Origin of the sequence: Anaerostipes sp. PC18, from assembly GCF_039789045.1 — a bacterium.
Lineage (GTDB): Bacteria > Bacillota > Clostridia > Lachnospirales > Lachnospiraceae > Anaerostipes > Anaerostipes hominis.
On the sequence record NZ_CP121164.1, the window covers coordinates 1,784,850 to 1,809,073 of the forward strand.

At 44.2% G+C, this 24,224-nt stretch carries 26 protein-coding genes; 8 read left to right on the top strand and 18 right to left on the bottom strand.

Annotated elements, in window-relative coordinates; all coding sequences use genetic code 11:
- Window positions 1-53: 53 nt before the first annotated feature.
- The 3 genes from P8F77_RS09700 (at window position 54) to P8F77_RS09710 (ending at window position 2,093) form a co-directional block, all read left to right on the top strand.
- The gene (locus tag P8F77_RS09700) at window positions 54-299 is read left to right on the top strand and encodes a helix-hairpin-helix domain-containing protein (protein ID WP_034549383.1); all 246 of its coding nucleotides are present in this window, start codon (window positions 54-56) and stop codon (window positions 297-299) included.
- A 15-nt stretch (window positions 300-314) separates the two neighbouring features.
- The gene (locus P8F77_RS09705) at window positions 315-752 is read left to right on the top strand and encodes a GNAT family N-acetyltransferase (RefSeq protein ID WP_347256044.1); all 438 of its coding nucleotides are present in this window, start codon (window positions 315-317) and stop codon (window positions 750-752) included.
- A gap of 99 nt (window positions 753-851) precedes the next feature.
- Window positions 852-2,093 carry an IS256 family transposase gene (locus tag P8F77_RS09710; protein ID WP_347256045.1) on the top strand — a complete coding sequence of 414 codons (1,242 nt, stop codon included), beginning with the start codon at window positions 852-854 and terminating at the stop codon, window positions 2,091-2,093.
- A gap of 359 nt (window positions 2,094-2,452) precedes the next feature.
- Here the strand turns inward: P8F77_RS09710 and P8F77_RS09715 are convergent, their stop codons facing one another.
- The 8 genes from P8F77_RS09715 to P8F77_RS09750 form a co-directional block, all read right to left on the bottom strand.
- Complete coding sequence (locus P8F77_RS09715; RefSeq protein WP_270430547.1) at window positions 2,453-3,187, bottom strand: tRNA 2-thiocytidine biosynthesis TtcA family protein; 735 nt, start codon at window positions 3,185-3,187, stop codon at window positions 2,453-2,455.
- A 517-nt stretch (window positions 3,188-3,704) separates the two neighbouring features.
- Window positions 3,705-4,751: an AraC family transcriptional regulator gene (locus tag P8F77_RS09720; protein WP_148458821.1), complete on the bottom strand. Its 1,047-nt coding sequence runs from the start codon at window positions 4,749-4,751 to the stop codon at window positions 3,705-3,707.
- 120 nt (window positions 4,752-4,871) lie between these two features.
- Entirely contained in the window at window positions 4,872-4,985 is a 114-nt protein-coding gene (locus P8F77_RS09725; RefSeq protein WP_235824576.1) for a FeoB-associated Cys-rich membrane protein, read from the bottom strand.
- A gap of 34 nt (window positions 4,986-5,019) precedes the next feature.
- Complete coding sequence (locus P8F77_RS09730; protein WP_347256443.1) at window positions 5,020-6,393, bottom strand: MATE family efflux transporter; 1,374 nt, start codon at window positions 6,391-6,393, stop codon at window positions 5,020-5,022.
- 181 nt (window positions 6,394-6,574) lie between these two features.
- Complete coding sequence (locus tag P8F77_RS09735) at window positions 6,575-7,492, bottom strand: SufD family Fe-S cluster assembly protein (protein ID WP_024727524.1); 918 nt, start codon at window positions 7,490-7,492, stop codon at window positions 6,575-6,577.
- 6 nt (window positions 7,493-7,498) lie between these two features.
- Window positions 7,499-8,230, bottom strand: a complete 732-nt coding sequence (locus P8F77_RS09740) for an ATP-binding cassette domain-containing protein (RefSeq protein ID WP_095142908.1) — start codon at window positions 8,228-8,230, stop codon at window positions 7,499-7,501.
- 56 nt (window positions 8,231-8,286) lie between these two features.
- The gene (locus P8F77_RS09745) at window positions 8,287-8,550 is read right to left on the bottom strand and encodes a metal-sensing transcriptional repressor (RefSeq protein WP_022279545.1); all 264 of its coding nucleotides are present in this window, start codon (window positions 8,548-8,550) and stop codon (window positions 8,287-8,289) included.
- 11 nt (window positions 8,551-8,561) lie between these two features.
- The gene (locus P8F77_RS09750; protein ID WP_347256046.1) at window positions 8,562-11,147 is read right to left on the bottom strand and encodes a heavy metal translocating P-type ATPase; all 2,586 of its coding nucleotides are present in this window, start codon (window positions 11,145-11,147) and stop codon (window positions 8,562-8,564) included.
- A 407-nt stretch (window positions 11,148-11,554) separates the two neighbouring features.
- Between P8F77_RS09750 and P8F77_RS09755 the strand changes: the two genes are divergently transcribed.
- Both P8F77_RS09755 and P8F77_RS09760 read left to right on the top strand, forming a co-directional pair.
- Window positions 11,555-11,773: a cation transporter gene (locus P8F77_RS09755; protein ID WP_024727521.1), complete on the top strand. Its 219-nt coding sequence runs from the start codon at window positions 11,555-11,557 to the stop codon at window positions 11,771-11,773.
- Between the two features lie 286 nt (window positions 11,774-12,059).
- Entirely contained in the window at window positions 12,060-13,928 is a 1,869-nt protein-coding gene (locus P8F77_RS09760) for a heavy metal translocating P-type ATPase (RefSeq protein ID WP_347256047.1), read from the top strand.
- A 111-nt stretch (window positions 13,929-14,039) separates the two neighbouring features.
- On the opposite strand, the gene P8F77_RS09765 is transcribed toward P8F77_RS09760, so the two are convergent.
- Complete coding sequence (locus tag P8F77_RS09765) at window positions 14,040-14,405, bottom strand: metalloregulator ArsR/SmtB family transcription factor (protein ID WP_024727519.1); 366 nt, start codon at window positions 14,403-14,405, stop codon at window positions 14,040-14,042.
- Between the two features lie 83 nt (window positions 14,406-14,488).
- On the opposite strand from P8F77_RS09765, the gene P8F77_RS09770 reads away from it, so the two are divergent.
- A complete protein-coding gene (locus P8F77_RS09770) occupies window positions 14,489-14,806 on the top strand; it encodes a metalloregulator ArsR/SmtB family transcription factor (RefSeq protein WP_024727518.1) in 318 nt (105 codons plus the stop codon).
- Window positions 14,807-14,854: 48 nt separating this feature from the next.
- On the opposite strand, the gene P8F77_RS09775 is transcribed toward P8F77_RS09770, so the two are convergent.
- Complete coding sequence (locus P8F77_RS09775) at window positions 14,855-15,373, bottom strand: nitroreductase family protein (RefSeq protein WP_148458769.1); 519 nt, start codon at window positions 15,371-15,373, stop codon at window positions 14,855-14,857.
- Between the two features lie 149 nt (window positions 15,374-15,522).
- Between P8F77_RS09775 and P8F77_RS09780 the strand changes: the two genes are divergently transcribed.
- Entirely contained in the window at window positions 15,523-15,873 is a 351-nt protein-coding gene (locus P8F77_RS09780) for a helix-turn-helix domain-containing protein (protein ID WP_270430554.1), read from the top strand.
- Between the two features lie 261 nt (window positions 15,874-16,134).
- On the opposite strand, the gene P8F77_RS09785 is transcribed toward P8F77_RS09780, so the two are convergent.
- From P8F77_RS09785 to metK, 3 genes are all read right to left on the bottom strand, one after another.
- Window positions 16,135-16,899 (bottom strand): radical SAM protein, encoded by a 765-nt coding sequence (locus P8F77_RS09785; RefSeq protein WP_347256048.1) that lies wholly within the window; start codon window positions 16,897-16,899, stop codon window positions 16,135-16,137.
- Between the two features lie 97 nt (window positions 16,900-16,996).
- Window positions 16,997-17,881 (bottom strand): radical SAM protein, encoded by an 885-nt coding sequence (locus P8F77_RS09790; protein WP_024727514.1) that lies wholly within the window; start codon window positions 17,879-17,881, stop codon window positions 16,997-16,999.
- 3 nt (window positions 17,882-17,884) lie between these two features.
- The gene (gene metK / locus P8F77_RS09795; protein ID WP_270430557.1) at window positions 17,885-19,090 is read right to left on the bottom strand and encodes a methionine adenosyltransferase; all 1,206 of its coding nucleotides are present in this window, start codon (window positions 19,088-19,090) and stop codon (window positions 17,885-17,887) included.
- Window positions 19,091-19,266: 176 nt separating this feature from the next.
- Between metK and P8F77_RS09800 the strand changes: the two genes are divergently transcribed.
- Window positions 19,267-19,644, top strand: a complete 378-nt coding sequence (locus P8F77_RS09800; RefSeq protein ID WP_270430558.1) for a helix-turn-helix domain-containing protein — start codon at window positions 19,267-19,269, stop codon at window positions 19,642-19,644.
- A 312-nt stretch (window positions 19,645-19,956) separates the two neighbouring features.
- Here the strand turns inward: P8F77_RS09800 and P8F77_RS09805 are convergent, their stop codons facing one another.
- The 5 genes from P8F77_RS09805 to P8F77_RS09825 all read right to left on the bottom strand — a co-directional run bounded on the left by P8F77_RS09805 (window position 19,957) and on the right by P8F77_RS09825 (window position 24,144).
- Window positions 19,957-20,847, bottom strand: coding sequence for a Fic family protein (locus tag P8F77_RS09805; protein ID WP_347256049.1), 891 nt, complete (start codon window positions 20,845-20,847; stop codon window positions 19,957-19,959).
- A 224-nt stretch (window positions 20,848-21,071) separates the two neighbouring features.
- On the bottom strand, window positions 21,072-21,434 hold the full coding sequence (locus tag P8F77_RS09810; protein ID WP_330607086.1) for a hypothetical protein: 363 nt from the start codon (window positions 21,432-21,434) through the stop codon (window positions 21,072-21,074).
- On the bottom strand, window positions 21,422-21,688 hold the full coding sequence (locus P8F77_RS09815; RefSeq protein WP_347256050.1) for a MerR family transcriptional regulator: 267 nt from the start codon (window positions 21,686-21,688) through the stop codon (window positions 21,422-21,424). Before P8F77_RS09815 ends, P8F77_RS09810 begins: the two co-directional genes overlap by 13 nt.
- Before the next feature lie 242 nt (window positions 21,689-21,930).
- Window positions 21,931-23,244 carry an MFS transporter gene (locus P8F77_RS09820; RefSeq protein WP_024727510.1) on the bottom strand — a complete coding sequence of 438 codons (1,314 nt, stop codon included), beginning with the start codon at window positions 23,242-23,244 and terminating at the stop codon, window positions 21,931-21,933.
- A gap of 24 nt (window positions 23,245-23,268) precedes the next feature.
- Complete coding sequence (locus P8F77_RS09825; protein WP_024727509.1) at window positions 23,269-24,144, bottom strand: metallophosphoesterase; 876 nt, start codon at window positions 24,142-24,144, stop codon at window positions 23,269-23,271.
- Window positions 24,145-24,224 lie beyond the last annotated feature (80 nt).

The following is a 24,224-nucleotide window of genomic DNA, read 5'->3' on the forward strand; positions in this document are numbered from 1 at the left end:
CTGTGTGTTAAAATGAAAAAAGAACATAGGACAGAATCATTACAGGAGGAAATATGGGTGAATTGAGAAATATCCCCGGCGTGGGAAAGAAAACAGAAGAGGATCTTCAAATGCTCGGATATACTACCATACAGTCATTAAAAGGGGCAGACCCGGAAGAATTGTATGAAAGGGAATGCCTGATGAAAGGCTGCCATATCGACCGATGTCAGCTTTATGTATATCGCTGTGCGGTATATTATGCCTCCACAGATGTACATGAACCGGAAAAACTAAAATGGTGGAATTGGAAAGACTAGGAAAGAGAGGATCAAATGGAAATTAAACTTGTAGAATACAACGATATAAACACATGCATTGAATTTGTAGAAATCGTCAAAGAAGACTTTGCAGGATATGAAAAAGAAGGATTTAAAAAAGCTCTGGAAAACTGTATCAAACACAGAGAGGCCATATCGGCCATGAACGAAGCCGGGAATATCATTGGTTTATTGCTTTATTCAAAGGCAGACTGTGAGCTTGAGTTCCTTGCGGTACATCCTGAAGCCAGACAAAAAGGAACGGCAAGATCCATGATCGAGAAAATGAAATCTAACTTCAGAACAGGCGATCAGATCCAGGTGGTGACATTTGCATCCGGTGATCCCAAGGGAATTCCTGCAAGAAAGTGTTATCATAAATGCGGATTTAAAGATGATGAATTACTCACCGTGTTTGATTATCCGTGCCAGAAAATGATCCTGACAGTATAATGATCTGTGGGATTTTCGAGTGTGTGAAACTTTTTCTGTAAAATAGAACTTAGAAGGTTCTTCTATGATAAAATAAAAATCATAGGAGGGCCTTTTATTATGGCAAGAGAAAAGAAACCAGTGCACAAAGTACAAATGACAGAAGGGAAACGCAACATCATCCATCAGCTCCTGGAGGAATACCATATCCAAACAGCGGAAGATATTCAAGATGCCCTGAAAGATCTCCTTGGCGGAACCATCAAGGAAATGATGGAAGCGGAACTGGATGATCATCTGGGATATGCAAAATCAGAACGCTCCGACAATGAGAATTACCGGAATGGATACAAACCAAAACAGGTAAATAGCAGTTATGGTTCTATGCAGATCCCTGTGCCACAAGATCGGAAATCTACTTTCGAACCACAAGTGGTGAAAAAACGGCAGAAAGATATTTCTGATATTGACCAAAAGATCATTTCCATGTATGCAAAAGGGATGACGACCCGGCAGATATCAGAAACCATGGAGGAGATCTATGGCTTTGAAACCTCGGAAGGATTTATCTCTGATGTCACAGACAAGATCCTGCCCCAGATCGAAGACTGGAAAAACCGGCCACTGGATGAGGTCTATCCAATCCTATATATTGATGCCATCCACTATTCTGTCCGTGACAATGGAATGATCCGTAAACTTGCCGCCTATGTGATTCTTGGGATCAATACGGAAGGAAAAAAAGAGGTACTTACGATCCATGTGGGAGAGAATGAGAGTTCAAAATATTGGCTGTCTGTATTGAATGAGCTGAAAAACCGTGGTGTAAAAGACATCCTGATCATCTGTGCGGATGGTCTTACCGGAATAAAGGAGGCCATTGCTGCAGCATTCCCGAAAACGGAATATCAAAGATGCATCGTCCATCAGGTGAGAAATACCTTAAAATATGTTCCAGATAAGGACAGGAAGGCGTTTGCTGCAGATTTAAAGACGATCTATCAGGCATCGGATGAAAAGAAGGCCCTTGCAGCCCTTGAACGTGTGACAGAGAAATGGACACCCAAATATCCGAATTCGATGAAACGCTGGAAGGACAACTGGGATGCTGTTTCTCCCATCTTCAAGTTTTCAGCAACCGTCAGGAAGGTGATATACACAACCAATGCCATAGAATCACTGAATTCCACCTATCGGAAGCTGAACCGCCAGAGAAGCGTATTCCCAAGTGATACGGCGCTGTTGAAAGCGCTGTATTTAGCGACATTTGAGGCTACAAAGAAATGGACGGTAACGATGCGCAACTGGGCACAGGTATATGGGGAGTTAAGCATCATGTACGAGGGACGACTTCCAGAGTAATTCAAAGACGGCCTAAAACGGGCGGATTTACCGCCTGCTGTTGACATGTTTTTTTGTAACTGTTATATATAAAGTAAGGGCGAAAAGCCTGTTTTTCAAGACTTTCGCCCTTCATTATCATAGAAGAATCTTATTTACAGACTTTTTTTCATAGTCTCGGATTTTCCTCTATCTATAATTTAAATTAGTATTTTGCGTATAGATATAGAGATCGCAATTTTTCTCTTCTGATGGTTTTTGCACCTTCTGCTTTCATAAATATTGAACCAAAGGAGCCATCTAACGATAGTTTTTTACCACTATTTCCGTCGCACTTTAGAATGCGCTCCTACAATATACAATAGTGGTAAAAACTCATGTTATCTTTTTCGTTCCTGTCTTTCAGGCCATCCTTCAAGATTTCCATGAATCATAGCCCGAAACATATGATCTTTAGATCCCGGATGGTCTTCATCTAGCTTTTTTAAAGTCTCTTTTGCATACTGCCTCTTTGTGTAGCCGTCCATCGGACAGGGACTCTTTTCCACCGGAAGATTCATCTTATTCTTAAATCCGATTACATCTGCTTCATCCATGTACATCAAAGGCCGAATTACTTTAAGATCCATACGGTCCAGATACGTCACCGGTGAAAAACAGTGAAGCCGTCCTTCAAAGAGCATAGACATCAAAAAGGTCTCCACCAGATCATCCTTGTGGTGGGCATAAGCTACTTTATTGCATCCCAGTTCTTTTATCTTTTCGTTCAGTGCACCCTTTCTCATCTTGGCACAAAGAGAACACGGATTGGTTTCCTTCCTACGCTCAAAAACTACATCTGCGATTTCGGTTTTTACAACCGTATATGGAACTTTCAGTTCTTCACACAGTTTTTCTACTTGAGATATGTCAAAGTTTCCGAATCCAAGATCCACAGTGATTCCGTGGATTTCAAACTTGTTTGGGTAAAAAATGCGTAAATGTGCAAGGGCATAGAGCATGGTCAGACTGTCCTTGCCGCCGGAAATGCCGACCGCAATTTTGTCCCCTTCCTGTATCATTTGATAATCGTCCACGGCTCTGCGGACGTAGCTTAATACTTGCTGTAACTTCATAATCGTTTTCCTCAGTTTATTCATAAATTTTCGATTTTTAGTATAACATATTAAATTCCGAAGCGCTACTGTCGCCGTGGTAAACGAAAAGCACTTTTCAAAATGGAGTACGCTGTCAGATGAACAGAAGCAACTCCTTGCTCGGCTTAATGAATACGATGTAAAAAGCGCACTGATTTTTCCTTTACACTCAACCTTCGAGAACAAAGCGGACAAGTCCGCTTCAACTCCCTAAATCCCTCAATCATGAGGGACTCGTTCCGCTTTGTGCGCCAAATGCGATTTGACGCAGTCAAATGATTTCCTTACGCATTTGTGTGCATACTTGCCCGCAGGGCTTTTTTATTCCATAGGGAGGTTCGAAGAACTTTCCTATGGAATAAAAATAATGCCCCGGAGTAATTTCTCACGTTACTCCAGGACATCTCCATATTCCATAGCCTCATACCATTTTTGTGTCCTGCCTCTCAATACAAGGTATCCACGATCTGAATTTACGGTTCACTTTTCAAACAAATCAGATACTGCTGTTCTGCTTTCGATATTCGGCTGGTGCCATTTTCAAAATATCCCTAAAAGCAGTCGCAAACTTACTCTGGTTTTCGTATCCCACCCGATTTGCAACCTCTGCTATGGTGTACTGTGTTTGTCGTAGAAGAACAGCAGCCTGTTTCATCCGATACTCTTTCATATACGCACCAATCGGTTGTCCGTAAATTCCTCTAAACGTATCTTTTAATGTTGCTGTATTGATGAGATACTCTTTAGAAAGCTCCTCAATCGTAGGACGCACCTGCAGATTGGAGATTAACTTCTTATGAATTACTCTCACAACTTCTACCTGCGGGGAAGTATACTGCTCCCGCTGCTTTTCTTTCGATACGTCTACCATACACAGGAATAAGAGAAGTTCCTGGACCTTTATCTTAAAATAGGGTTTCTGCAGGCAGTCCGGTACAGAATAAAGTTCCGAAAAGATATGTTCAATTTCATCCTTTGCCCGCATAACAAAACAATTCCCATCCGCACAGAATTTTTCCTTAAAATCTAAAATGTCAATACCGCTCTCAGAAAGGATTTCCGGTGGATGTTCTGCTACAAATTTCAGGTCAATTACCACAGAGATTCCACGATAATGCTTTAAGGGAAAGCTCATCTCCGGGGAACAGTTATCCATTGTATGAATCGAAAGATCCCCTTCACCAAGATACAGGCAGGAACCACTTAAAAGTGTACTTCCTTCCCGCCCCTCACGACAGTGATTGATCTCTAATATATCCTTATCCAGATTTTCCTTCCAGTCACAGCTTGCAGCTTCAAAGTCATTATAAATGAGCTGTATGCCAGGATAAACCTGATAAACTGTCATCAGCCCCAGGCCATCTGTACAGTCCATTTTATAAACCGTACAATATCCATCATTATCTTTTGGAATAACCGCGGATAACCCTTTTGCGTTTGTAATAGGGTTTTCGCTCATAACATCCCTTTCTACAATTCCACTATTCTTTGTTTGCTCTGCCAGAATCTCTCTGGCATCTCTTATTATATAAATTATTCTTATTTTGTACCGCTCCAATCAGAATGATTTACAATCCATTTAGCATTATATTATAACCCTTCCAATAGTGCAAACAGAGAAAACGGGCTGAAGCTCTCTAAAAAAGTATCAGCCCGAGGTCAATTATTTACTGCAATATTCATTCCCTACATAACCGGAGCAGCTGCCGCTACAGCAGGAACCGTTCTTGCGGTCTATGTAGATTTTCTGAACAGCCCATATCGCATAACCTGCCACGCCTAAAACAATGATTCCGGTAACAATTCAGCCCTTACCGCTTTGCTTTCGCTGTAGCCGGCATCCTACGAAACTCAGAAAGCATCATGCTGATCGTAATCACTACAAGGATTGCATCCGTCAGGGCAATCGCCAGCCATACGCCTAAGATACCCATGCCGCCAACCATCGGCAGGATCACGCAGAGCGGAATAAACAGAATGATCTGACGGAACAGTACCAGCCAGGTCGCTTTGTTTGCTTTTCCCAAAGACTGGAACAGCGTCACAGCAATCAGGAAACTTGCCTGCAGGATATAGGTACTGAACATAATTCGGAAATTAGTCGCACCAGAAGCTGTTATACCCGGCGTTGTAATGAACATCGAAAGTACCTTATCCGGGAACAGCTCCACCGGGATATATAATACCAGAGACAATACCGTAGCTGCGATCACGAATACTTTCGTCAATGTTTTTACCCGGTCATATTCTTTTGCTCCATAGTTCGTGCCAGCGGCAGGCTGGAAGCCCTGGCTGATACCCCACAGTGGTACAAAGGAAAAGTTCCAGAACCGCAGTGCCGCACCCAAAAGAATCTGGGAAGTCTCCCCTCCGTAATTGGATGCCACACGATAAATCACCGTCTGCTGTACCAGAGTCAGAATCTGCATCAAAAGTGCGGATACGCCAACAGAAAGAACCTGTGGAAGCAGCCCTCCATCAATACGAATGCGCCCGATTTTTACGTTTGGACTTTTCTTTTTGAAATACCAGAGGGTAACGGCGGCCTGAATAAACTGTGACAAAATGGTCGCATAAGCTGCCGCTTCTATTCCCATGCCATAAGGTTTCAAAATCGTGATAAAGATCGGATCAAGGATCATGTTCAAAATGGCTCCGCCGGCAATAATACTCATCGCCTTTTTCAGCTGTCCTTCTCCACGGATGACCATGTTCGCACTCTGGAAGAAGTTTACGAACAGTGATCCGGCAAATACGATACGCAGATACTTCTCTGCGTAATTTAAAATGTTGTCACTGGCTCCGGCCAGAGTCAAAAGCTGGCGGGTAAACACCATACCCACTACTGTATAAATGACGGACAGTAAGAGAACCATTGCAACCAGGTTTCCCATAATCTTTTTCATGGTTCCCTCATCCTTCCCTCCTATCGCACGGGAAAATACCGATGCGGAACCTACACCTAACATAGCGGCAGAACCCGCATTAATCAGTGTGAATGGATAAGAGACAGATACTGCTCCCATCTGGGCTGCTCCTACCATCTGACCTACAAAGATGGAATCCATCATGTTATATAGTCCAACGACCACCATACCGAGAACCGCAGGAATACTGAGTTCTATCATAAGCGGCCAGGGACTTTTCGATAAAAGTTTTGTTCTTGTATCAAGTGCTTGTTTCATCACTCTATTCCTCCTGGTCCATGTTTATTAGCAATATCTAACCAACCATATTAAATATATAAAATCAGGGTTTTCTTGTACGCTCCATCAAGCAGAAGTTGCGCTCCATACGGTAATAATTTTTCCTACCCGGTATAAGGAACCACAAACAACGGTGGCTCATCCCTCCGCTGATTATTACTTATTTCAGGAAACCGCTAATAATCTGTTCTTCTGCCTGCTGTTCTGTCAGTCCGAGGGACATCAGTTTTACAATCTGCTCCCCGGCAATCTTACCAATCGCAGCTTCATGGATCAATGCCGCATCTGTACAGTTTGCAGCAATCTCCGGCACTGCCCGGACACTGGCCTCATCCATAATGATAGCATCGCACTCCGTATGACCGCTGCACGGGGCATTGCCATTGACACGGGATATGAAAAGCTGTTTTGAATGTTCCTTTGCTACGGAACGGGAAATGATATGGGTTCCTGCCCCCTCCCCGTTTAGGGCTACTTCAAAGGTACTTTTTGCGCTCTGGCAGCCGTGTGTCAGTAACCGTTCCGTGACCACAAGTGTTGCTCCGGCATCAAGATCGGCAGTGGTAAGCCTCTCCGTTGAGTCCACTCCCTTAATCTGCACCGTTTCCATTTCCATGTATCCGTTTTCTGCAATATGCACGATAGTCTGAGGATTCATGATCCGTTTCCCCATACCGTCTCCGCTGCCATAATGTTTCTCAATATATCTCACTCTTGCACCTGGAGCAAGAAAGAACCTGTGAATGCCATCATGCTGACTGGCTTTTGTGCCTCCGTTATGGATTCCACAGCCCGCTATAATCGTCACATCGGCATTCTCTCCAATGTAAAAGTTATTATATACGGCTTCGGATAGTCCCGACTGGCTGATGATGACTGGTATATGTACGCTTTCGCCCCTGACTTCCGGCTTTACTCTAATATCAATACCCGAACCATCTTCTTTAGATAAGATATCAATGTGTTCCGTAGTTCTACGCTCCACACTCTTTCCATTAGAACGGATATTGAAAGCCCCCGTCGGAATTTCATGCAGACCAGCCACAGCCTCCAACAACTTCTTTTGTATCAGATCCATTTCTTATCACTTCCTTTCCTGATAGAATCGGCAGCCACCCACATCGGAGCTGTTCAAAAGTTCCGGCAGCACCTCGTCACGTTCTCCCTGGCGCACGATCCGGCCATCGACTACTACCAGAACCACATCGGCAATGTTCAAAATGCGCTCCTGATGGGAGATGATCAGAATAGAGCCGTGCAGCTTACATTTCATATTCTCAAAAACTTGTACCAGATTTTGAAAACTCCACAGGTCAATCCCTGCCTCTGGTTCATCAAAAATAGACAACGGGGCTGACCTTGCCAGACTGGTTGCAATTTCGATCCGCTTCAGCTCGCCTCCTGACAAGCTGCCATTTACCTCCCGGTGGATATAATCCCTGGCACACAGGCCAACTTCGGAGAGGTACTCACACGCTTGCGAAACGGTCAAATCGTGGCCGACCGATATTCGTATCAGATCAAGCACGGTAATACCTTTGAAGCGGACCGGCTGCTGAAAAGCAAAGCTGATCCCTTTCTGCGCCCTCTCAGTAATTTCCATATGTGTGATGTCCTCACCATTTAACAAAATTTGTCCGGATGTAGGCTGTTCGATTCCGGCAATCATCTTTGCCAGGGTGGACTTTCCGCCACCATTAGGGCCGGTTACCGCTATAAAGCAGTCGTCTGGCAGTAATAAATTGATTTGTTGTAAAATCTCTTTTGAACCGGAATCCCCGGAAACCTCAAAAGAGATATTTTTCAGTTCCAGCATATTTCCTCCATAGAAAGGGCGGTACAGCCTAATTGTGAATTGCACCGCCCTGAAAATCATTGATTCATTTTCTCCAAAAGCTGAAGCGCTTCCTCCAGCTTTGGATTTTCAACATCCGTCTGCAGGGCCTCCCTGACACAGTTTCTGATATGAGCCTGTAAAATCTGTTGATTGGCACTTCGCAGTAAAGCCTGTGTTGCCTGGAGCTGATTGGATATATCCACACAATACCGATCAGATTCAATCATCTGCAGGATACCGTCAATCTGCCCTCTGGCAATCTTCAGTTTATGGGTAATGTCGCTCTTTTTTGCTTTCATAGGCAGCCCGCTCACTGAATGCTTACAACCTGATAACCCGCATCTTCAACAGCGGCTTTCAGTACATCATCCGGTACATCCTGGCTCATCTGTACCTGGGCGGACTTGCTCTCCAGATGAACTGCCACATCTTTGATGCCATGGATTTCCCGCAATGCCTTATCTACGTGCTTTACACAGTTCATACAAACCATACCTTCAATATTCAATACTTTTTCCATTTGGATCGCTCCTTTGCTTTCACTTTTTATTGTTGTCCGTTCATACACGCGGTCCTCATTTGGTTCCGCATGGGATGTGTGTTTTGCTTTAAACCATCTAAGCCTCAGCGCATTTGATACTACAAACACGGAACTGAAACTCATGGCAAATGCCCCGATCATTGGATTCAATTTCAAATCAAACGGCAGAAAGAACAGCCCTGCCGCCACTGGAATACCGATGATATTATAAATAAACGCCCAGAACAGGTTTTGCTTAATATTACGGATGACTGCCTTACTGAGCTGGATCGCCGTTGACACATCCAGCAGGTCACTTTTCATCAGAACAATGTCCGCTGACTCAATCGCCACATCCGTTCCGGCTCCGATGGCAATGCCTACATCTGCCCTGGCAAGCGCCGGGGCATCGTTAATTCCATCGCCTACCATCGCCACTTTTTTACCGCTATCCTGCAAACGCCGGATTTCCTTTTCCTTATCCTGTGGAAATACCTCGGCTACTACACGGTCCACGCCAACCTGACGCCGGATCGCTTCTACTGTTTTCGCATTATCTCCGGTCAGCATGACCACCTCAATGCCCATCGCAGACAATTCCTGTACTGCCTGACGGCTGGTAGGCTTTACCACATCAGCTACGGCAATCACACCAATGAGTTGCCCGCCACGGGCAAAGAACAGCGGTGTTTTACCGTCAACTGCCATAGATTCCCCAAGCTGCAGGAGTGCTCCGCCCGAAATGCCATTTGCCTGGAGTAACCTCCGGTTTCCGGCATAGCAGATATCGTTTCCGATCTTTCCTACAATACCCTGGCCGGGAATCTGTTTAAAATCACTTACCTGAAGGAAAGAAATCCTTTCTTTTTCTGCTTCTGCCACAATTGCGTCTGCCAATGGATGTTCGGACAGTTTTTCCAGGGAAGCCGCTATCTGCAGCAGTTCCTTCTGACCTACACCGTCTCCACATAATAAGTTTGTGACTACCGGAGTTCCCTGTGTGATCGTTCCGGTCTTGTCAAGAACTACCGTATCAATACCATGTGCTGTTTCAAGAGCTTCCGCAGACTTAATCAGGATGCCGTTTGTTGCACCCTTTCCGGTTCCGACCATGATTGCGGTAGGTGTGGCAAGCCCCAACGCACAGGGGCAGGAAATCACTAAGATGGAAATACCAATGGAAAGGGCAAATTCAAACCCGTAACCCAACAACAGCCATACGACAACGGCAATCAATGCAATGCTGATTACCACTGGTACAAACACACCGCTGACTTTATCGGCCATCTTTGCAATCGGCGCTTTAGAGCTGGTCGCTTCATCCACCAGACGGACAATCTGTGACAATGTGGTATCGTCACCCACTTTGGTCGCCTGCATCTTAAAATAGCCGGACTTATTTATGGTTGCCCCAATGACCTTATCTCCGATATGCTTCTCTACCGGAATACTTTCACCCGTCAAGGCAGACTCATCCACAGAAGAAAATCCTTCAATGACAATTCCATCTACTGGTACAGACTCTCCCGCTTTCACGATCAGCGTTTCCCCGGCCTGCACTTTCTCCACCGGAACGGTAAACTCCTGTCCATCACGTTCTACGGTTGCAGTCTTGGGGGCCAGGTTCATCAGCTTGGTAATCGCATCTGAGGTTTTCCCTTTTGCACGGGCTTCCAGAGTTTTCCCTAAAGTAATCAGCGTCAGGATCATGCCTGCGGATTCAAAGTACAGATCCATCATAAAACTATGGACGGTAACCATATCCCCATATCCGAACCCGATGCCTATTTTATAAATGGCATAAATCCCGTAAACAATCGCCGCACCGGAGCCTATGGCAATCAGGGAGTCCATGTTGGGAGAACCGTGAAACAGCGTCTTAAATCCCATCCGGTAATATTTCGAATTGACAAATACCACCGGGATCAGAAGCAGAAACTGTGTAAAAGCAAAGCTCATGGCATTTTCCATTCCTAAAAGGAAGCCTGGAAGCGGCCAGCCCATCATGTGTCCCATTGATATGTAAAACAGCGGTATAGTAAAAATGGCAGACAGCAGGAGCCGCTGTTTCATCTGCTTATATTCTGCCTGTGCCGTACTGGTTTCCGGATTTTGAGTCCGGCCTGCGGCACTGCTTTTGTTCTGGACCTTTGCAGCCGTTTTGGGGAATGCCCCATATCCGGCTTTTTCAACAGCCTGGACAATCCCTGCTGTATCCAGAACAGATTCATCATAAGAAGCAACCATGCTGTTCTTTAACAGATTGACGGACACTTCTTTGATGCTGGGCAGTTTTCCCACACTCTTTTCAATCCTGGCCGAGCAGGCCGAGCAGGTCATACCCGTAATGTCAAATTGCTCCTTTTGCAATTTCATCCCTTCTTTCTTTTTATTTTTATCAGGGACACTCCTGTGTCCCTGCTGCAGCGTGCATATCAGCTTTGCTGATAATGTGCACCTATGCACGCCTGCAATCTGCCGGAGGCATATGTCAGTGTCCACTGACATATACTACCCGTCCCCCGTAGGGAACACAATCATTATAAACACGCCTTCCTGGTTTTGTACGCTCCATAAAGGAGCATTTTTGATCCAAAAAGCAATTCCTTTTTTGCAGAAAATCCAATCAGCAGGTTTTCCAATCCAAAGGGCAGAACTGCTCCCAAAACCGTTGACTTTGTGCCTTTTCGTGAATATACTGACGGCATGAACGATTAAACATTCTTTTAATTGTTCAGCCATGTCAAACCAACCAAATAACTATAGAAAGGGGATATCATCCTATGAAGAAAACAATCAAATTAATCGACCTTGACTGCGGACACTGCGCAGCAAAGATCGAAAGTGCCGTGAAAAAGATTGACGGTGTTACGAATGTATCCGTGAACTTTTTGAACCAGAAGATGGTACTGGAGGCACCGGATGACAAGTTCGCCTCCATCCTGACCGAAGCAAAGGCACTGATCAAGAAAATCGAGCCGGATGTAACTGTCAAGGTGTGATGAAAAGCTGGACACCGGCTGCCGTTTCCTGGTAGCCGGTGTTTTTTATTTCATAGGAAAGTTCTACGACCTTCCCTATGAAATAAAAACGCTCCGCGGGTTGTGCGCAGATGCGTAAGGAAATTATTTGCCTGCGGCAAATTGCATCAGGCACGCAAAGTTGTCAAGCCCCTCAAAGAGTGAGGGAGGGGTTGGGGCGTTGAAGTGGGCTTGCCCACTTTGTTCCATTAAGACACAGGGAAAGTACAATTACCGCTTTCCCTGCCATGAAAGGAGAATAGAAATTATGACACGAAAACAAAAGCATCTGCTTACACGCATCATTGTGGCGGCAGTGCTGTTCTTTGCAGGGAGCTTCTTACAGCTTCCTGAATACGTAGAAATGGGTGTATTCCTTGTCTGCTACGCTGTTGTTGGATGGGATATTGTATGGAAAGCGATCACAAACATCCTCCACGGGCAGGTATTTGATGAAAACTTTCTGATGACGATAGCCACCGTTGGCGCATTAATTTTAGGGGAACATTCCGAAGGTGTTGCCGTTATGCTGTTTTATCAGGTAGGCGAATGGTTCCAGTCTTATGCGGTTTCCAAATCCCGCAAATCCATCGCAGGCCTGATGGATATCCGCCCGGACTATGCCAACGTAGAACGAGACGGAAAACTGGTGCAGGTTGATCCAGATGAAGTGCAGATCGGAGATGTCATCGTAGTAAAGCCGGGAGAACGCATCCCTTTGGACGGAACAATCCTCAAAGGTTCCTCTGCACTGGATACTTCTGCCCTTACCGGGGAATCCATGCCCCGTGAAGTAGAGCCGGGAATGGAAGTCATCAGCGGATGTATCAACCAGACTGGTATTTTGACCATCCAGACCACAAAGGAATTTGGAGAGTCTACGGTTGCAAAAATCCTTGATCTGGTGGAAAACGCAAGCGACAAAAAAGGCCGGACAGAAAACTTTATCACACGCTTTGCCCGATACTACACCCCTGCTGTGGTATTCGCAGCCCTCGCACTTGCCATCCTGCCACCACTGATCACCGGGCAGTCATTTGGAACCTGGATTTACCGTGCTTTGACCTTCCTGGTTATCTCCTGTCCCTGTGCGCTCGTCATCTCCATCCCGCTTAGTTTCTTTGGAGGTATCGGCGGTGCGTCCAGGATCGGTGTTCTTGTAAAGGGCAGCAACTATTTGGAATCACTTGCTCATACGGAAATGGTAGTCTTTGATAAAACAGGTACTCTGACCAAAGGTTCCTTTGCCGTCAGTGAGGTCAATCCAAAAGGTATGAAAGACACACAGCTTCTGGAACTGGCCGCATATGCGGAGGATTATTCTAATCACCCAATCTCGCTCTCGATCAAGAAAGCCTATGGCAGAAAAATTGACAGCGGCCGCATCACAGAGGTTCAGGAAAGCGCAGGCCATGGCGTGCGGGCTGTCATTGACGGTAAAGCAGTTCTGGCCGGAAACGCCAAGCTGATGGTAAAGGAACGTATCCAATACACCCCTTCTACTGCTGCCGGCACCGTTGTTTATCTGGCCTGTGACGGAAAATATGCCGGATGTATTGTCATAGAAGATGAGATCAAAGCAGATGCTCCAGCAGCAATCAAACGTCTGAAATCCGCCGGAATCCACAAAACAGTCATGCTGACCGGAGATGCAGATGCCGTTGGAAAAAAGGTAGCAAACCGTCTTGAATTAGATCAGGCATACACTGAACTGCTCCCTGCCGATAAGGTTGACCGTGTAGAAGAACTGCTGAAACAAAAAAGTGAAAAAGGAAAACTTGTCTTTGTCGGGGACGGCATCAACGATGCTCCCGTACTGGCACGGGCCGATGTAGGTATCGCTATGGGCGGTCTGGGTTCCGATGCAGCCATTGAAGCTGCTGACGTTGTATTGATGACGGATGAACCATCCAAAATCGCTTCTGTGATGAAGATTGCCAGAAAGACGATCCGTATCGCAAATCAGAACATCGTATTTGCCTTGGGTGTGAAATTCCTGGTACTCATCTTAGGTGCTTTGGGATACGCCAATATGTGGGCGGCCGTATTTGCCGATGTCGGTGTCTCCGTCATTGCCATCCTAAACGCAATCCGTGCCATGCGGGTAAAGCGGCTGGATGTGCCTTCCCAGATCTAAAAAGATTTGAGAACCGAAATGCGCCGCACTTCATTCCTAACATGAAAGCGGCGCATTTCCCTTATTCGTCCTGTAATCATGACATCATGGTATACCCGGAGGGTATTTCCTCTATTGATTTGTCGGGCAGGATATTTCAAATAACGCATCAATAGAACGATGCAATAATTTAGCCTGTTGTGTGTCTGACAAGGAGTAATACACTTCTTTTCCTTCCCTGCGGCTGGATATGATCCCACTTTTTTTCAGTATCCGCAAATGGTGCGATACTGCGGGAGCACTCATATCCACAGCCGCCGCAATGTTACAGACACATTCTTCACAGTGACAGAGCAGCCACAAAATCCGCAGACGTGTCGGATCATCAAGCTGCTGAAATAAAAATGCTATATTAGTAAAGCCTTTCACAGAAGGCATCTTGTCTAATACCCGTTCAATATTCTGTCCGTGGTTGTGAGGTAGATTATAATGTGACATCAAAAATCATCTCCTTCCTGGAACTATCATAGCTATTTAAATTTTATCTGTCAAACAGCTTACACATAGATTGGAGAAATTACATGAATACAACGGAACATACAACTTTTATGGTTCCAAAACCAGAGGAATTGCAGCAGCTATCTGAACTTTATAAAGCAATGGGTGATTATACCCGTATGCGGATACTGTGGCGTCTGATGGAGAAAGAATACTGTGTCAGTGATCTGGCAAAGGAAATGCAGGCCACAAAATCAGCCATCTCCCATCAGCTTCGTGCGCTGCGGATTGTACGCCTGGTCTACTCCCGCAAGGTTGGTAAAAACGTTTTTTATTCCTTGCAGGACGAACACATCGGCTGGATACTGGAAGAAACCTACGCACATATTTCAGAGCGATAAAAGCACAGCCCCTGTGCTTGTTTTACAGGGGCTGCGCCAAGTATTCATTTACAGATTTTCATAGGAAACCAACTGGCTCATCGGAATACGCTGTGTATCAAAACGATTCGTATCTGCCGGATCATCATCAGAATAACCAATTACCAGAATGTTGACCGGTTCCAGACTATCCGGAAGGTTAAATTCCTCGCGCAGTACATCCGGCTTGAAGTAACAAACCCATACGGTTCCAAGACCTAACTCTGTGGCCTGCAGCATCATGTGGTCAGTCAGGATGGATGCGTCAATGTCACCACTTTGTTTCTGATCGAATGGACGTACCCATGCCTTGTTATGATCTGCACAAACAATGATCGCCAATGGTGCATTATAGATACCAGCGGCCTTACTGACCTTCGCCAGACCCTCCTCACTCTGAACAGCAATCAGATGAACCGGCTGAAGGTTAGCGGCTGTCGGAGCCACATGAGCTGCTTCCAGAATCTGCTCCAACTTTTCCGGCTCCACTTTCTGATTTTTGTAGCTGCGTACAGAATGACGCTGTTTTGCAATATTGATAAAATCCATAATAATTACCCCTTTCTATGTATCATGTATTCGGTATGTCAAACCAACCATGAATTTATTGTAGCATGAAATGTAATATCCACAAGAATGCACTTTTTTGATAGGTACTTTCAAAAAAGGTAGCACCCTTGCAGAAAAGGAGACGCAACATGAACTGTAAACAAACTCAATTTAACTGCCCGGTTGAAACCGCACTGTCTTTAATCAGCGGCAAATACAAACCTTTAATCCTCTGGCACCTGATAGACCAGTCTCTCCACTACATGGAACTGCAGCGGCTCATCCCAAAGGCAACCCCCAAAATGCTCTCCGGTCAGCTCCATGATTTAGAGAATTGCGGAATGGTTCATCGAGAGGTCATCCCGGAGAAACCACCAAAAACGATCTACTCCCTTACCGAATTTGGTCGCAGTGTTATTCCGATATTGGACGCTTTATGCCAGTGGGGGAAAGGCTATCTGGATGGACTGGATGTGCAGTCTCCGTGCTGCAAAGGATAAAAGAAAGAGCCGGGTATAGCTGATAAACATTGGCTTTTAAATACTTCTTCAATCACTTTTATTCCATAAGTATCAAGTTCCACTTCATCTGAAACTGGCAAATAATGATAACTTGTACCTTCATCTCGTACAGCACTAGTTGGGATAATCAGATGTGCATCATCAATAGTTCGATCCAATACCCCACATTCACCACATACAAAAGTTTTTTTCTATCTATTATTTCTATATAAAATCAGGCCTTCCATATGTAATGTCCCATCAACCCAATGACCGCAATCCTGCTCGGTACGCTTCCATGTCTTTCTCATCCACCGTATCAATCACATGCTGTAGTTCCCGCAGTCTGTCCTTCTCCGTTGACGGAAGGAAAGTTCCTTCCTGATACCTTTGATATAATTCTGTTTCCGGGAAAAGCGTCAGGGAATCCACAGAAATAAAATAAGGATTTAACTGGCTGAACAGCTTCGCACTGTTTACCGCATTGCGGTACTCCCCACCTCTTCCCGACAGTCCTGTCATATACACAAAATAATATTCAATCCCGGCTTCATCCAGCTTCCGGCACTGTTCCAGTATATCCTGAGAAGTGTAGCCCTTTCTTGCCAGAGTAAGCGTTTCATCATCTCCGCTTTCTATCCCAATCGTCAGCCCATTGATTCCCATAGCCCGCAGTTTCTTAAGCTGCCAGACCTCTTTATTTTTTATATCCCGAATACTGGCAAACATGGCAATCGTCTGACATTTGATCAGATAATCCCGGACTGTCAGCGCCCGGAGTTTCAGATTCTCATAACTCATAGCAAATGGATTCGCGCCAGTCAGAAAAATTCTCCTTGCGTTTGGCTGATAATGTTTCAGCTCGGCAAGATCCTCCTCAAATTCCTCCATTGGAGACATCCGAAATGGTTCATCTTTATACAAACTACAGAAGCTGCAATTACGATAGGTACAGCCTGATGTTGCCTGTAAGATAAACGAGCTTGCCTCGTAAGGCGGTCTCCATGTGCGCCCTGTAAAATGCATAAATGTCCCTCCTTTTTATACAGCTCTGCGATTTGCGCTGCAGAAAATGATTGTCTTTCCAGCACAGCAAATCGCAGAGCTGACACTTCATCCTGTATTACAGGTGACGAAGATTCTCACGATATTTCCGAAGGTATGCTTCATCCTGACTGCTGATCTGCTGCTCCAAAAACCGAACCAGCTTCTTCTTGTCCTTTTTCAGATTACCGCGCACCTGAATCAGATTAGAGGCTCCATCTGTAGCAAACTTTGCATCCACTGTCAGATTTTCAATAAGTGTCTTTAATTCCTCCAGCTTCTCAAGCTCCGTCTCTTCCTTCCAATTTCCCGCCTGAATTTCTTTGTACAGCTCAGAAGTCGGATAAATCGTAAGCATGGACGCATCAATAATCTTCGGATGGAGCTGGTTTATGACTTTTGCAGTCTCCTTTGCACCGATATTCCCTCTGCCGGAACCGGAAATGCCGGTCAGATAGAAAAAGTTATAGCTGATTCCTGCTTCGTCCATCTTCCTGCACTGTTCGAGAATATCCTTTGCCAGATAACCCTTTTTCATAAAGGTCAGCGCTTCATCATCACCGGTCTCAATCCCGAAGGTAATCCCATCATATCCAAGGGCACGCAGTTCCTTTAAATCCTCCACCGATTTTCTGGTAACATCCGTAATTCTTGAAAAGCAGCCCATACTCTGGCAGGCCGGAAAATATTCATGTACGCTCTTTGCCAGTGTTTTCAGCTTATCTACACTCAATGCAAAGGGATTTGCTCCCGTAAAGAATACCCTCGGCACCTTATTATAATACCGGCTTGTTTCTTTTAAATCCTCCTCTACTTCTTCCCGCGGCGACATTCTAAACTTAAAGGGCAAATCCTCATAAAGAGTACAGAATTTGCAGGAGTGATGGGTACATCCTGCCGTTACCTGAATCAAAAGTGAGTAAGCCTCATAAGGCGGTCTCCAAATTGTTCCTGTAAAATGCATAAATCATTTCTCCTTTCCTGCGCTTGTGTTGTTCATCAATTCTTTGTGCAGCACATTAGCTTTATCTGTATGTTCCCACGGAAGGTCAAGATCATTTCTTCCGAAATGTCCGTAAGCAGCAGTAGCCTTATAGATTGGTTTTCTAAGATCAAGTGCTTCTATGATTGCAGAAGGCCGGAGATCAAAATATTTTTCAACCAAAGCCAGAATCTGCTCATCCGGCAGCACCCCGGTTCCAAAGGTATCAATAAAAATGGAAACAGGTGTTGCCACTCCGATTGCGTAGGCAATTTGAATTTCACATCGATGGGCAATCCCCGCCGCCACTATATTCTTTGCAACATAGCGTGCAGCATAGGCAGCACTGCGGTCTACCTTCGTTGGATCTTTTCCTGAAAAAGCACCTCCACCATGACGAGCAAATCCTCCATAGGTGTCTACAATAATCTTACGGCCAGTTAAACCGGTATCACCCTGTGGACCGCCTATCACAAACCGGCCAGTTGGATTGATATAATAGCGGGTATCCTCATCCAATAACTCTTTCGGAATGACCGGCATGATAACCTTTTTAATCATATCCTCTTCAATCACCTCATGCGAAATTTCCTGCAGATGTTGTGTAGAAAGAATCACGGTATCAATCCGCACCGGCCTGTCGCCTTTGTATTCCACGGAAACCTGCGCTTTTCCATCCGGCCCTAAATAAGAAAGACTTCCATTTTTGCGGACTTCTGCTAATCTGTGGGTAATCCGATGTGCAAGATAGACAGGCATTGGCATATAGGTGTCTGTTTCATCCGTGGCATATCCAAAAACCATCCCCTGATCTCCGGCCCCAATATCAGCCGTATCAGAAAAACGAGTCTCTAATGCATTGTTTACTCCCTGGGCAATGTCCGGGGATTGACTGTGCAGAGCGGAGACTACAGCAATTCCGTCCGCATTGAACCCAAAATCATTTCCGGTATATCCAATACTCCGGACAGTATCCCGAACAATTTGTTCTACATCAATCTTGTGCAGCGCATGAGCTGATACTTCACCCATTAGAACAACTAACCCAGTAGTGGCTGATATCTCACAGGCCACATGAGCCTTCGGTTCTTTCTGTAAAATGGCATCAAGGATTGCATCGGAAATTTGATCGCATACTTTGTCGGGATGTCCTTCCGTTACAGATTCAGAAGTAAAAAGTGTTTTTCTCATGTTTATCATCTCCTTTGCCACAAGAGTACAGGAGCAGACAGATTTATTCAAGTACGCAATTTTTTTAGTAGTAGTAGTATTTTTTGTACTAATACTAAAAAAAGATTGTGCTTTAAAATATCCTTCCGTTGTTATATACTCTCTATAAAGACAAACGTGAAAGGAAGGAATCAGACATGGCAGGAAATAAATTTCAAACAGAAGAAATGATGACCAGATGTGTTCCCATGAGCTGCATACAGGCTATTCTAGGTGGAAAATGGAAAATCATAATCTTATGGTATATAGCGTTTTATAAGGTTCAGAGATTTGGCGAGTTAATGCGCCGGCTGGATGGAATTACGCAGTCCTCTTTAACCAAGCAACTTCGGGAATTAGAAAGCGATGGTTTTCTGCACCGGAAGATCTATAAAGAGATACCACCAAAGGTAGAGTATTCTTTAACCGAATTAGGGCAGAGTTTTATCCCTATCTTAAATCAAATGATGATATGGAGCGAGCAACATCTCTGCCCGCCTGATTATGTGAATCCTTATGGGAATAAAAATTTGTAATCCGGTACTGCGTCTTATCACTTCTTGCCCCAATCTTTTTCGTATACCTTATCGTGCGAAGCACGTCCACCCGAAGGGTATGAAATACAGTGTGCCCTGCGGGTATACTTCATTTTCCATGCTTCGTACCCTTTCCTGTAGAACAATTATCTAAGTGTAAATTGTAACTTTATCCTTTAGTGCAGCATCTGCATCATTAATTACAGACTGAACTGTTCTTAATGCATCCTGACTTTGAAATTTCTTATCTTTCTTACTTTTAATATAATCACCCATTATAAATCCTTTTCATTAGCTTCAAAGTAATGACATTCAATATCCAATCCTAAAATAATCCAGATAACATTTATATCTATCCTGTGCTGTCAGACATGTATCTGTCAAATAACCTTTTTCATCGTTCCATTCTTTCAGTCCACGATAATAAAACATCTTCAAATTATCTTCGATGATAAACGGAACGATATTATATTTCAGGCATTCCTTAAACATAATCAATCTGCCGACACGTCCGTTGCCGTCTTGAAATGGATGAATTCTTTCAAATTTAACATGGAATTCCAGAACATCCTCCAAAGTCTTTTTTCCCTTGGCGTTGTACTCTGTAAGCAGCACTTTCATTCTATCGGCAACTTCTTCCGGAAGTGCAGTATCCATGCCACCGACTTCGTTTGGCATCTTTTTATAATCGCCTACAGAAAACCAATCCTTTCTGGAATCGCTGGTTCCGTTCTTCAGAATCAGGTGAAGCTCTTTGATAAGTTTTTCAGTCAATACCGCTTTCGCATTGTCGATGATCATGACGATGCACCGGAAGTGATTTGCCGTTTCAATCACATCATCCACGTTGAGGACTTCATTTTCCACACCGATGGTATTGGTCTCAAAAATATATCTCGTCTGATCATGAGTCAGGCGGCTGCCCTCGATGTGGTTTGAGTTATATGTCAAATCAATCTGAGTCTTATGATAAATTCCGCCAGAATACTTATTTTTCTTCTCATTCTGCAAAATATCTAATAGTGTTATCGGCTTTTCTTCTTTCTTATTAATACGCTCCGGCTTTTCTGCATTCTCTGGAATATTCCAGGTCTTTCCGGAAAGAAACGCTCCCGGCACACGGCCGTGGGCGCAGTAATTTCTTACACTGCGCTCCGACACATTCCATTTTTCCGCTATCTCTATCACTGAAAGATATTGCATCTGATTTCCTCCGTTAATTCACAATCAAAATTATACTAATTTTATAAATAGTATATCATATTATCGGCAATAAATTCAATGTTCTAATTATTAATCATAATATTTTTGCCGTTTCCGGAAATATTGCAAAAAGGAAAACTGGACTCCACCTCTTAATAGTAAAATCCAGTTCTTATTTTATCTATATAACAATCACTTTTCTTTATCATCAAGATTTCCTAGATTTAATGCTCACCACTTCTTTCATAAAAAGCCTCAATCGCTTCTATTCTTTTATTATAGCTTTCTGCAACTTCTTTGCTGACAGGATTCTTCACAACAGACAAATATTCATCTTTGCCGCCATACCACTCAACTACCTTTGCATAGCCCTTTTGCATTTTTTCTGAGGACAATGCTTCAATGTAATGTTTTCTCCACTGTTCTACACCGCCAGATTCCTCAATAGCCATTTGCCGCATTTCATCTGGCATATGACCCATAATTGTTTGAAACATTTCTTCTATTTCTGATTTACTGAAAACTGCAAAATCCATCTTTTTATCTCCTTTCAAAATGTCATCAATCCTGGCAATCAAACGCTCCATCCGTTCTTTCCTGGCAACATGACCGCTTTGATTTCTTTCAGTGGAATATCAAATTCACGGAAAAACAGGATTTGCTGTAAAGTTTCCAACGCTTTATCGTCATAAAGCCGGTATCCCGCATCACTCTTGCTTGTCGGCTTCAGCAGCCCGATCTCATCATAGTACCACCATATCAAACCTGCCGGATCGTTTTTTCTCGATAAAGTCTTCCGCAAATTAAGGCAGGCAGGAGGATATAGTTTTGTCCGTTTCATAAGAGAAAATTTAGGTTATTTGCGACAATCTATCATCTTAGCGGAAAAAACACTATAAACTCCTAATCATGTTGGGAAACAAAAAGCCAAAAGGGACTGTCGCACTAAAAAAAGAAATGTTGCATGAAAGAGAAAGGAACTGGCCTTTTAGGGATGAAAGGAGGGGCTACCGACCAGCTAAATATTTCTAGCTAGTGCGACAGCCCCTTTGGGTAAATCGTATTTTCACTTAGAATTTTGATTTATTTCATGCCCCGGTCATGCCGGTATTTTAAAGCAATGGCACAGGCCACACTGATCAAAGCGACAATAGTAGAATAAATTCCTACATAAATGGTATCTCCTTTTCCGTAGTCGATCAGCAGTGTACAGATGGTCGGCACAAGACCGGCTACCAGGAAACTCGGAACGTGATAAACAAAGGAAATGCCGGAGTAGCGCACTTCCGTCTCAAAATAAGAAGACCAGAGACCGCTGATGACTGCCCAAATTAAATTGTAGGCAATGCTCCATCCGAGTACGACTCCCATGATGGTGACAAACAGATTTCCGCCGCTCAGCTCAATGACTTTCAATGTCGGAATACTGAGAACCGCCGATGCCAGGCCTCCGATGACAAAAGTCCTGGTCATACCGAACTTTTGTGCACACCATCCGCCGAACAGTGTAAATGGAATCTTGAAGACACATGCAACGATGGTAATAATATAAGTTTGAATCAATGGCATTCCGAGCCATCCGATGCAGTAAGATAAAATCCATACAATAAAGATATTATAAAATGTTCCGTCTACCCAGCGGGTTCCGCATCCGAGAAGCAGCGTCTTCCAATACCCTTTTACCATAGGGATAAATCCTACTTTCTGCTTCTTCCCCTCGGCTTCCTGAGCCTCTAATTTTGCCTGGGCTTTCTTGAAGTCTTCCGTCTCCATCGTGATGCCTTTTAAATAGACAACAATAAGTGTCAGGATAATTGCCGACAAAAACGGAATTCTCCAACCCCATTTAAAAAATATCTCCTCAGGCAGTACCAAAGTCGGTACGGCAATTAAAATGGAGGATAATCCGAACCCAATCGGAAGCCCGATCTGCGGAATAGCCGCGTAGAAAGCTCGCTTATTCTCCGGCACATTTTCAAAAGCCATCAGGATGCCGCCACCCCATGTTCCTCCGCGTCCAAAGCACTGTAGCAGACGCATTAACTGAAGTACGATAACGACCCAAATGCCTGCCGTCGCTGCCGACGGCAAGATCCCGATAATAGATGTTGAGATGCCCATCATCAATAAAGAGGCATACATTGTAACCTTACGTCCCTTTCGGTCACCGATGTGTCCAAAAAACACCGCTCCAAACGGTCCGGCTATGTATCCGATGGCAAAAGACATATAAGACAAAATCAATGCGGTAGTGCCGTTCCCGGACTGTGAGAAAAATACTTTTGCAAACACAGTTCCTGCAGCGGTGCCGTACAGTAAAAAGCAATACCATTGAACAGCACTTTCAAACAGGGTAACTGCGGCAATTTTTCTAAGACTTAATTTTTTCTCTCCCATAGTTTTCTCTCCTTTATCAGACTATTAATGGCCTTCTCCCTCATAATATTTAAATGGCCAGGGGCCGGAATAATCTGCGCCTGTGGGGATTATCATATAATGGGTATTTACCATGTCATTCTGCAGATCATGAATTAAATATCCGGGATTTCCAAGGAAGAAACGATCTCCTCCCCCTTTGAAATGATCAGCCAGCTCTTCCGGCGTGACATCCGGTCCGTCTTTTGTCCTGAAATCTACTTCCATCTGCATGGCGATCGGCGGACAGGTCACACAGGAAACTCCCTGCCATGAAGTAAAAATACCGGTGTGCATATGTCCGCAGCAAAGGCGGACATTTTTATGCTTCTTTAAAATTCCAGCCAGCCGGTCTGCCTGTGCAAACCCCTCATCCATCGCTGCCAATCCGGTAGTAAAAGGCGGGTGATGGGTAAATACCAAAGTCGGTTTGTTAGGATATTCAATAATTTTCTTCTCCAGCCATTTTGCAACCTCATCCGTCAGACCGCCGTAATGGCAGTCCGAAATCATGGTGTCAATTATAATCGCACGTATCAGCCCGTCATCTAAGGTGTAGCAAATATAAGGTTTAATATCATCTTCCACCGGTGCATTTTCAGGAAACATACGGAGGAAAAACTCCCGTTTGTCATGATTGCCTGGTACTACATAGTAAGGCCGTGGAAGCTTATCTAATCCGTCCTTGATAATCTCATATCCTTCCTGTGTTCCCCCGTCGGCCAGATCTCCGGTCACAATAAAAAATTCAGGTAATTCATAAGGTTTCAATTTTGAAAAGTACTCGATCGTTTGGTTTAATGCAGCTATTGTGTCTGCTTTCTGAAAAGACAATTTCCCGTCCCCTCTCAAATGAAAATCAGAAATTTGTATAATTCTCATAATTCTTAAACCTCCTTAGGAATCGTTGATTCACATTAATTGATGTGTTATAATTAATTAAAATTTTAATAAATCATTCC

Excerpts from the sequence above, each read along its gene's own strand:
- P8F77_RS09700 (WP_034549383.1), top strand. The coding sequence starts at position 54 with ATGGGTGAATTGAGAAATATCCCCGGCGTGGGAAAGAAAACAGAAGAG.
- P8F77_RS09705 (WP_347256044.1), top strand. The coding sequence starts at position 315 with ATGGAAATTAAACTTGTAGAATACAACGATATAAACACATGCATTGAA.
- P8F77_RS09710 (WP_347256045.1), top strand. The coding sequence starts at position 852 with ATGGCAAGAGAAAAGAAACCAGTGCACAAAGTACAAATGACAGAAGGG.
- P8F77_RS09715 (WP_270430547.1), bottom strand. The coding sequence starts at position 3,187 with ATGAAGTTACAGCAAGTATTAAGCTACGTCCGCAGAGCCGTGGACGAT.
- P8F77_RS09730 (WP_347256443.1), bottom strand. The coding sequence starts at position 6,393 with ATGAAACAAGCACTTGATACAAGAACAAAACTTTTATCGAAAAGTCCC.
- P8F77_RS09735 (WP_024727524.1), bottom strand. The coding sequence starts at position 7,492 with ATGGATCTGATACAAAAGAAGTTGTTGGAGGCTGTGGCTGGTCTGCAT.
- P8F77_RS09740 (WP_095142908.1), bottom strand. The coding sequence starts at position 8,230 with ATGCTGGAACTGAAAAATATCTCTTTTGAGGTTTCCGGGGATTCCGGT.
- P8F77_RS09745 (WP_022279545.1), bottom strand. The coding sequence starts at position 8,550 with ATGAAAGCAAAAAAGAGCGACATTACCCATAAACTGAAGATTGCCAGA.
- P8F77_RS09750 (WP_347256046.1), bottom strand. The coding sequence starts at position 11,147 with ATGAAATTGCAAAAGGAGCAATTTGACATTACGGGTATGACCTGCTCG.
- P8F77_RS09755 (WP_024727521.1), top strand. The coding sequence starts at position 11,555 with ATGAAGAAAACAATCAAATTAATCGACCTTGACTGCGGACACTGCGCA.
- P8F77_RS09760 (WP_347256047.1), top strand. The coding sequence starts at position 12,060 with ATGACACGAAAACAAAAGCATCTGCTTACACGCATCATTGTGGCGGCA.
- P8F77_RS09765 (WP_024727519.1), bottom strand. The coding sequence starts at position 14,405 with ATGTCACATTATAATCTACCTCACAACCACGGACAGAATATTGAACGG.
- P8F77_RS09770 (WP_024727518.1), top strand. The coding sequence starts at position 14,489 with ATGAATACAACGGAACATACAACTTTTATGGTTCCAAAACCAGAGGAA.
- P8F77_RS09775 (WP_148458769.1), bottom strand. The coding sequence starts at position 15,373 with ATGGATTTTATCAATATTGCAAAACAGCGTCATTCTGTACGCAGCTAC.
- P8F77_RS09780 (WP_270430554.1), top strand. The coding sequence starts at position 15,523 with ATGAACTGTAAACAAACTCAATTTAACTGCCCGGTTGAAACCGCACTG.
- P8F77_RS09785 (WP_347256048.1), bottom strand. The coding sequence starts at position 16,899 with ATGCATTTTACAGGGCGCACATGGAGACCGCCTTACGAGGCAAGCTCG.
- P8F77_RS09790 (WP_024727514.1), bottom strand. The coding sequence starts at position 17,881 with ATGCATTTTACAGGAACAATTTGGAGACCGCCTTATGAGGCTTACTCA.
- metK (WP_270430557.1), bottom strand. The coding sequence starts at position 19,090 with ATGAGAAAAACACTTTTTACTTCTGAATCTGTAACGGAAGGACATCCC.
- P8F77_RS09800 (WP_270430558.1), top strand. The coding sequence starts at position 19,267 with ATGGCAGGAAATAAATTTCAAACAGAAGAAATGATGACCAGATGTGTT.
- P8F77_RS09805 (WP_347256049.1), bottom strand. The coding sequence starts at position 20,847 with ATGCAATATCTTTCAGTGATAGAGATAGCGGAAAAATGGAATGTGTCG.
- P8F77_RS09810 (WP_330607086.1), bottom strand. The coding sequence starts at position 21,434 with ATGGAGCGTTTGATTGCCAGGATTGATGACATTTTGAAAGGAGATAAA.
- P8F77_RS09815 (WP_347256050.1), bottom strand. The coding sequence starts at position 21,688 with ATGAAACGGACAAAACTATATCCTCCTGCCTGCCTTAATTTGCGGAAG.
- P8F77_RS09820 (WP_024727510.1), bottom strand. The coding sequence starts at position 23,244 with ATGGGAGAGAAAAAATTAAGTCTTAGAAAAATTGCCGCAGTTACCCTG.
- P8F77_RS09825 (WP_024727509.1), bottom strand. The coding sequence starts at position 24,144 with ATGAGAATTATACAAATTTCTGATTTTCATTTGAGAGGGGACGGGAAA.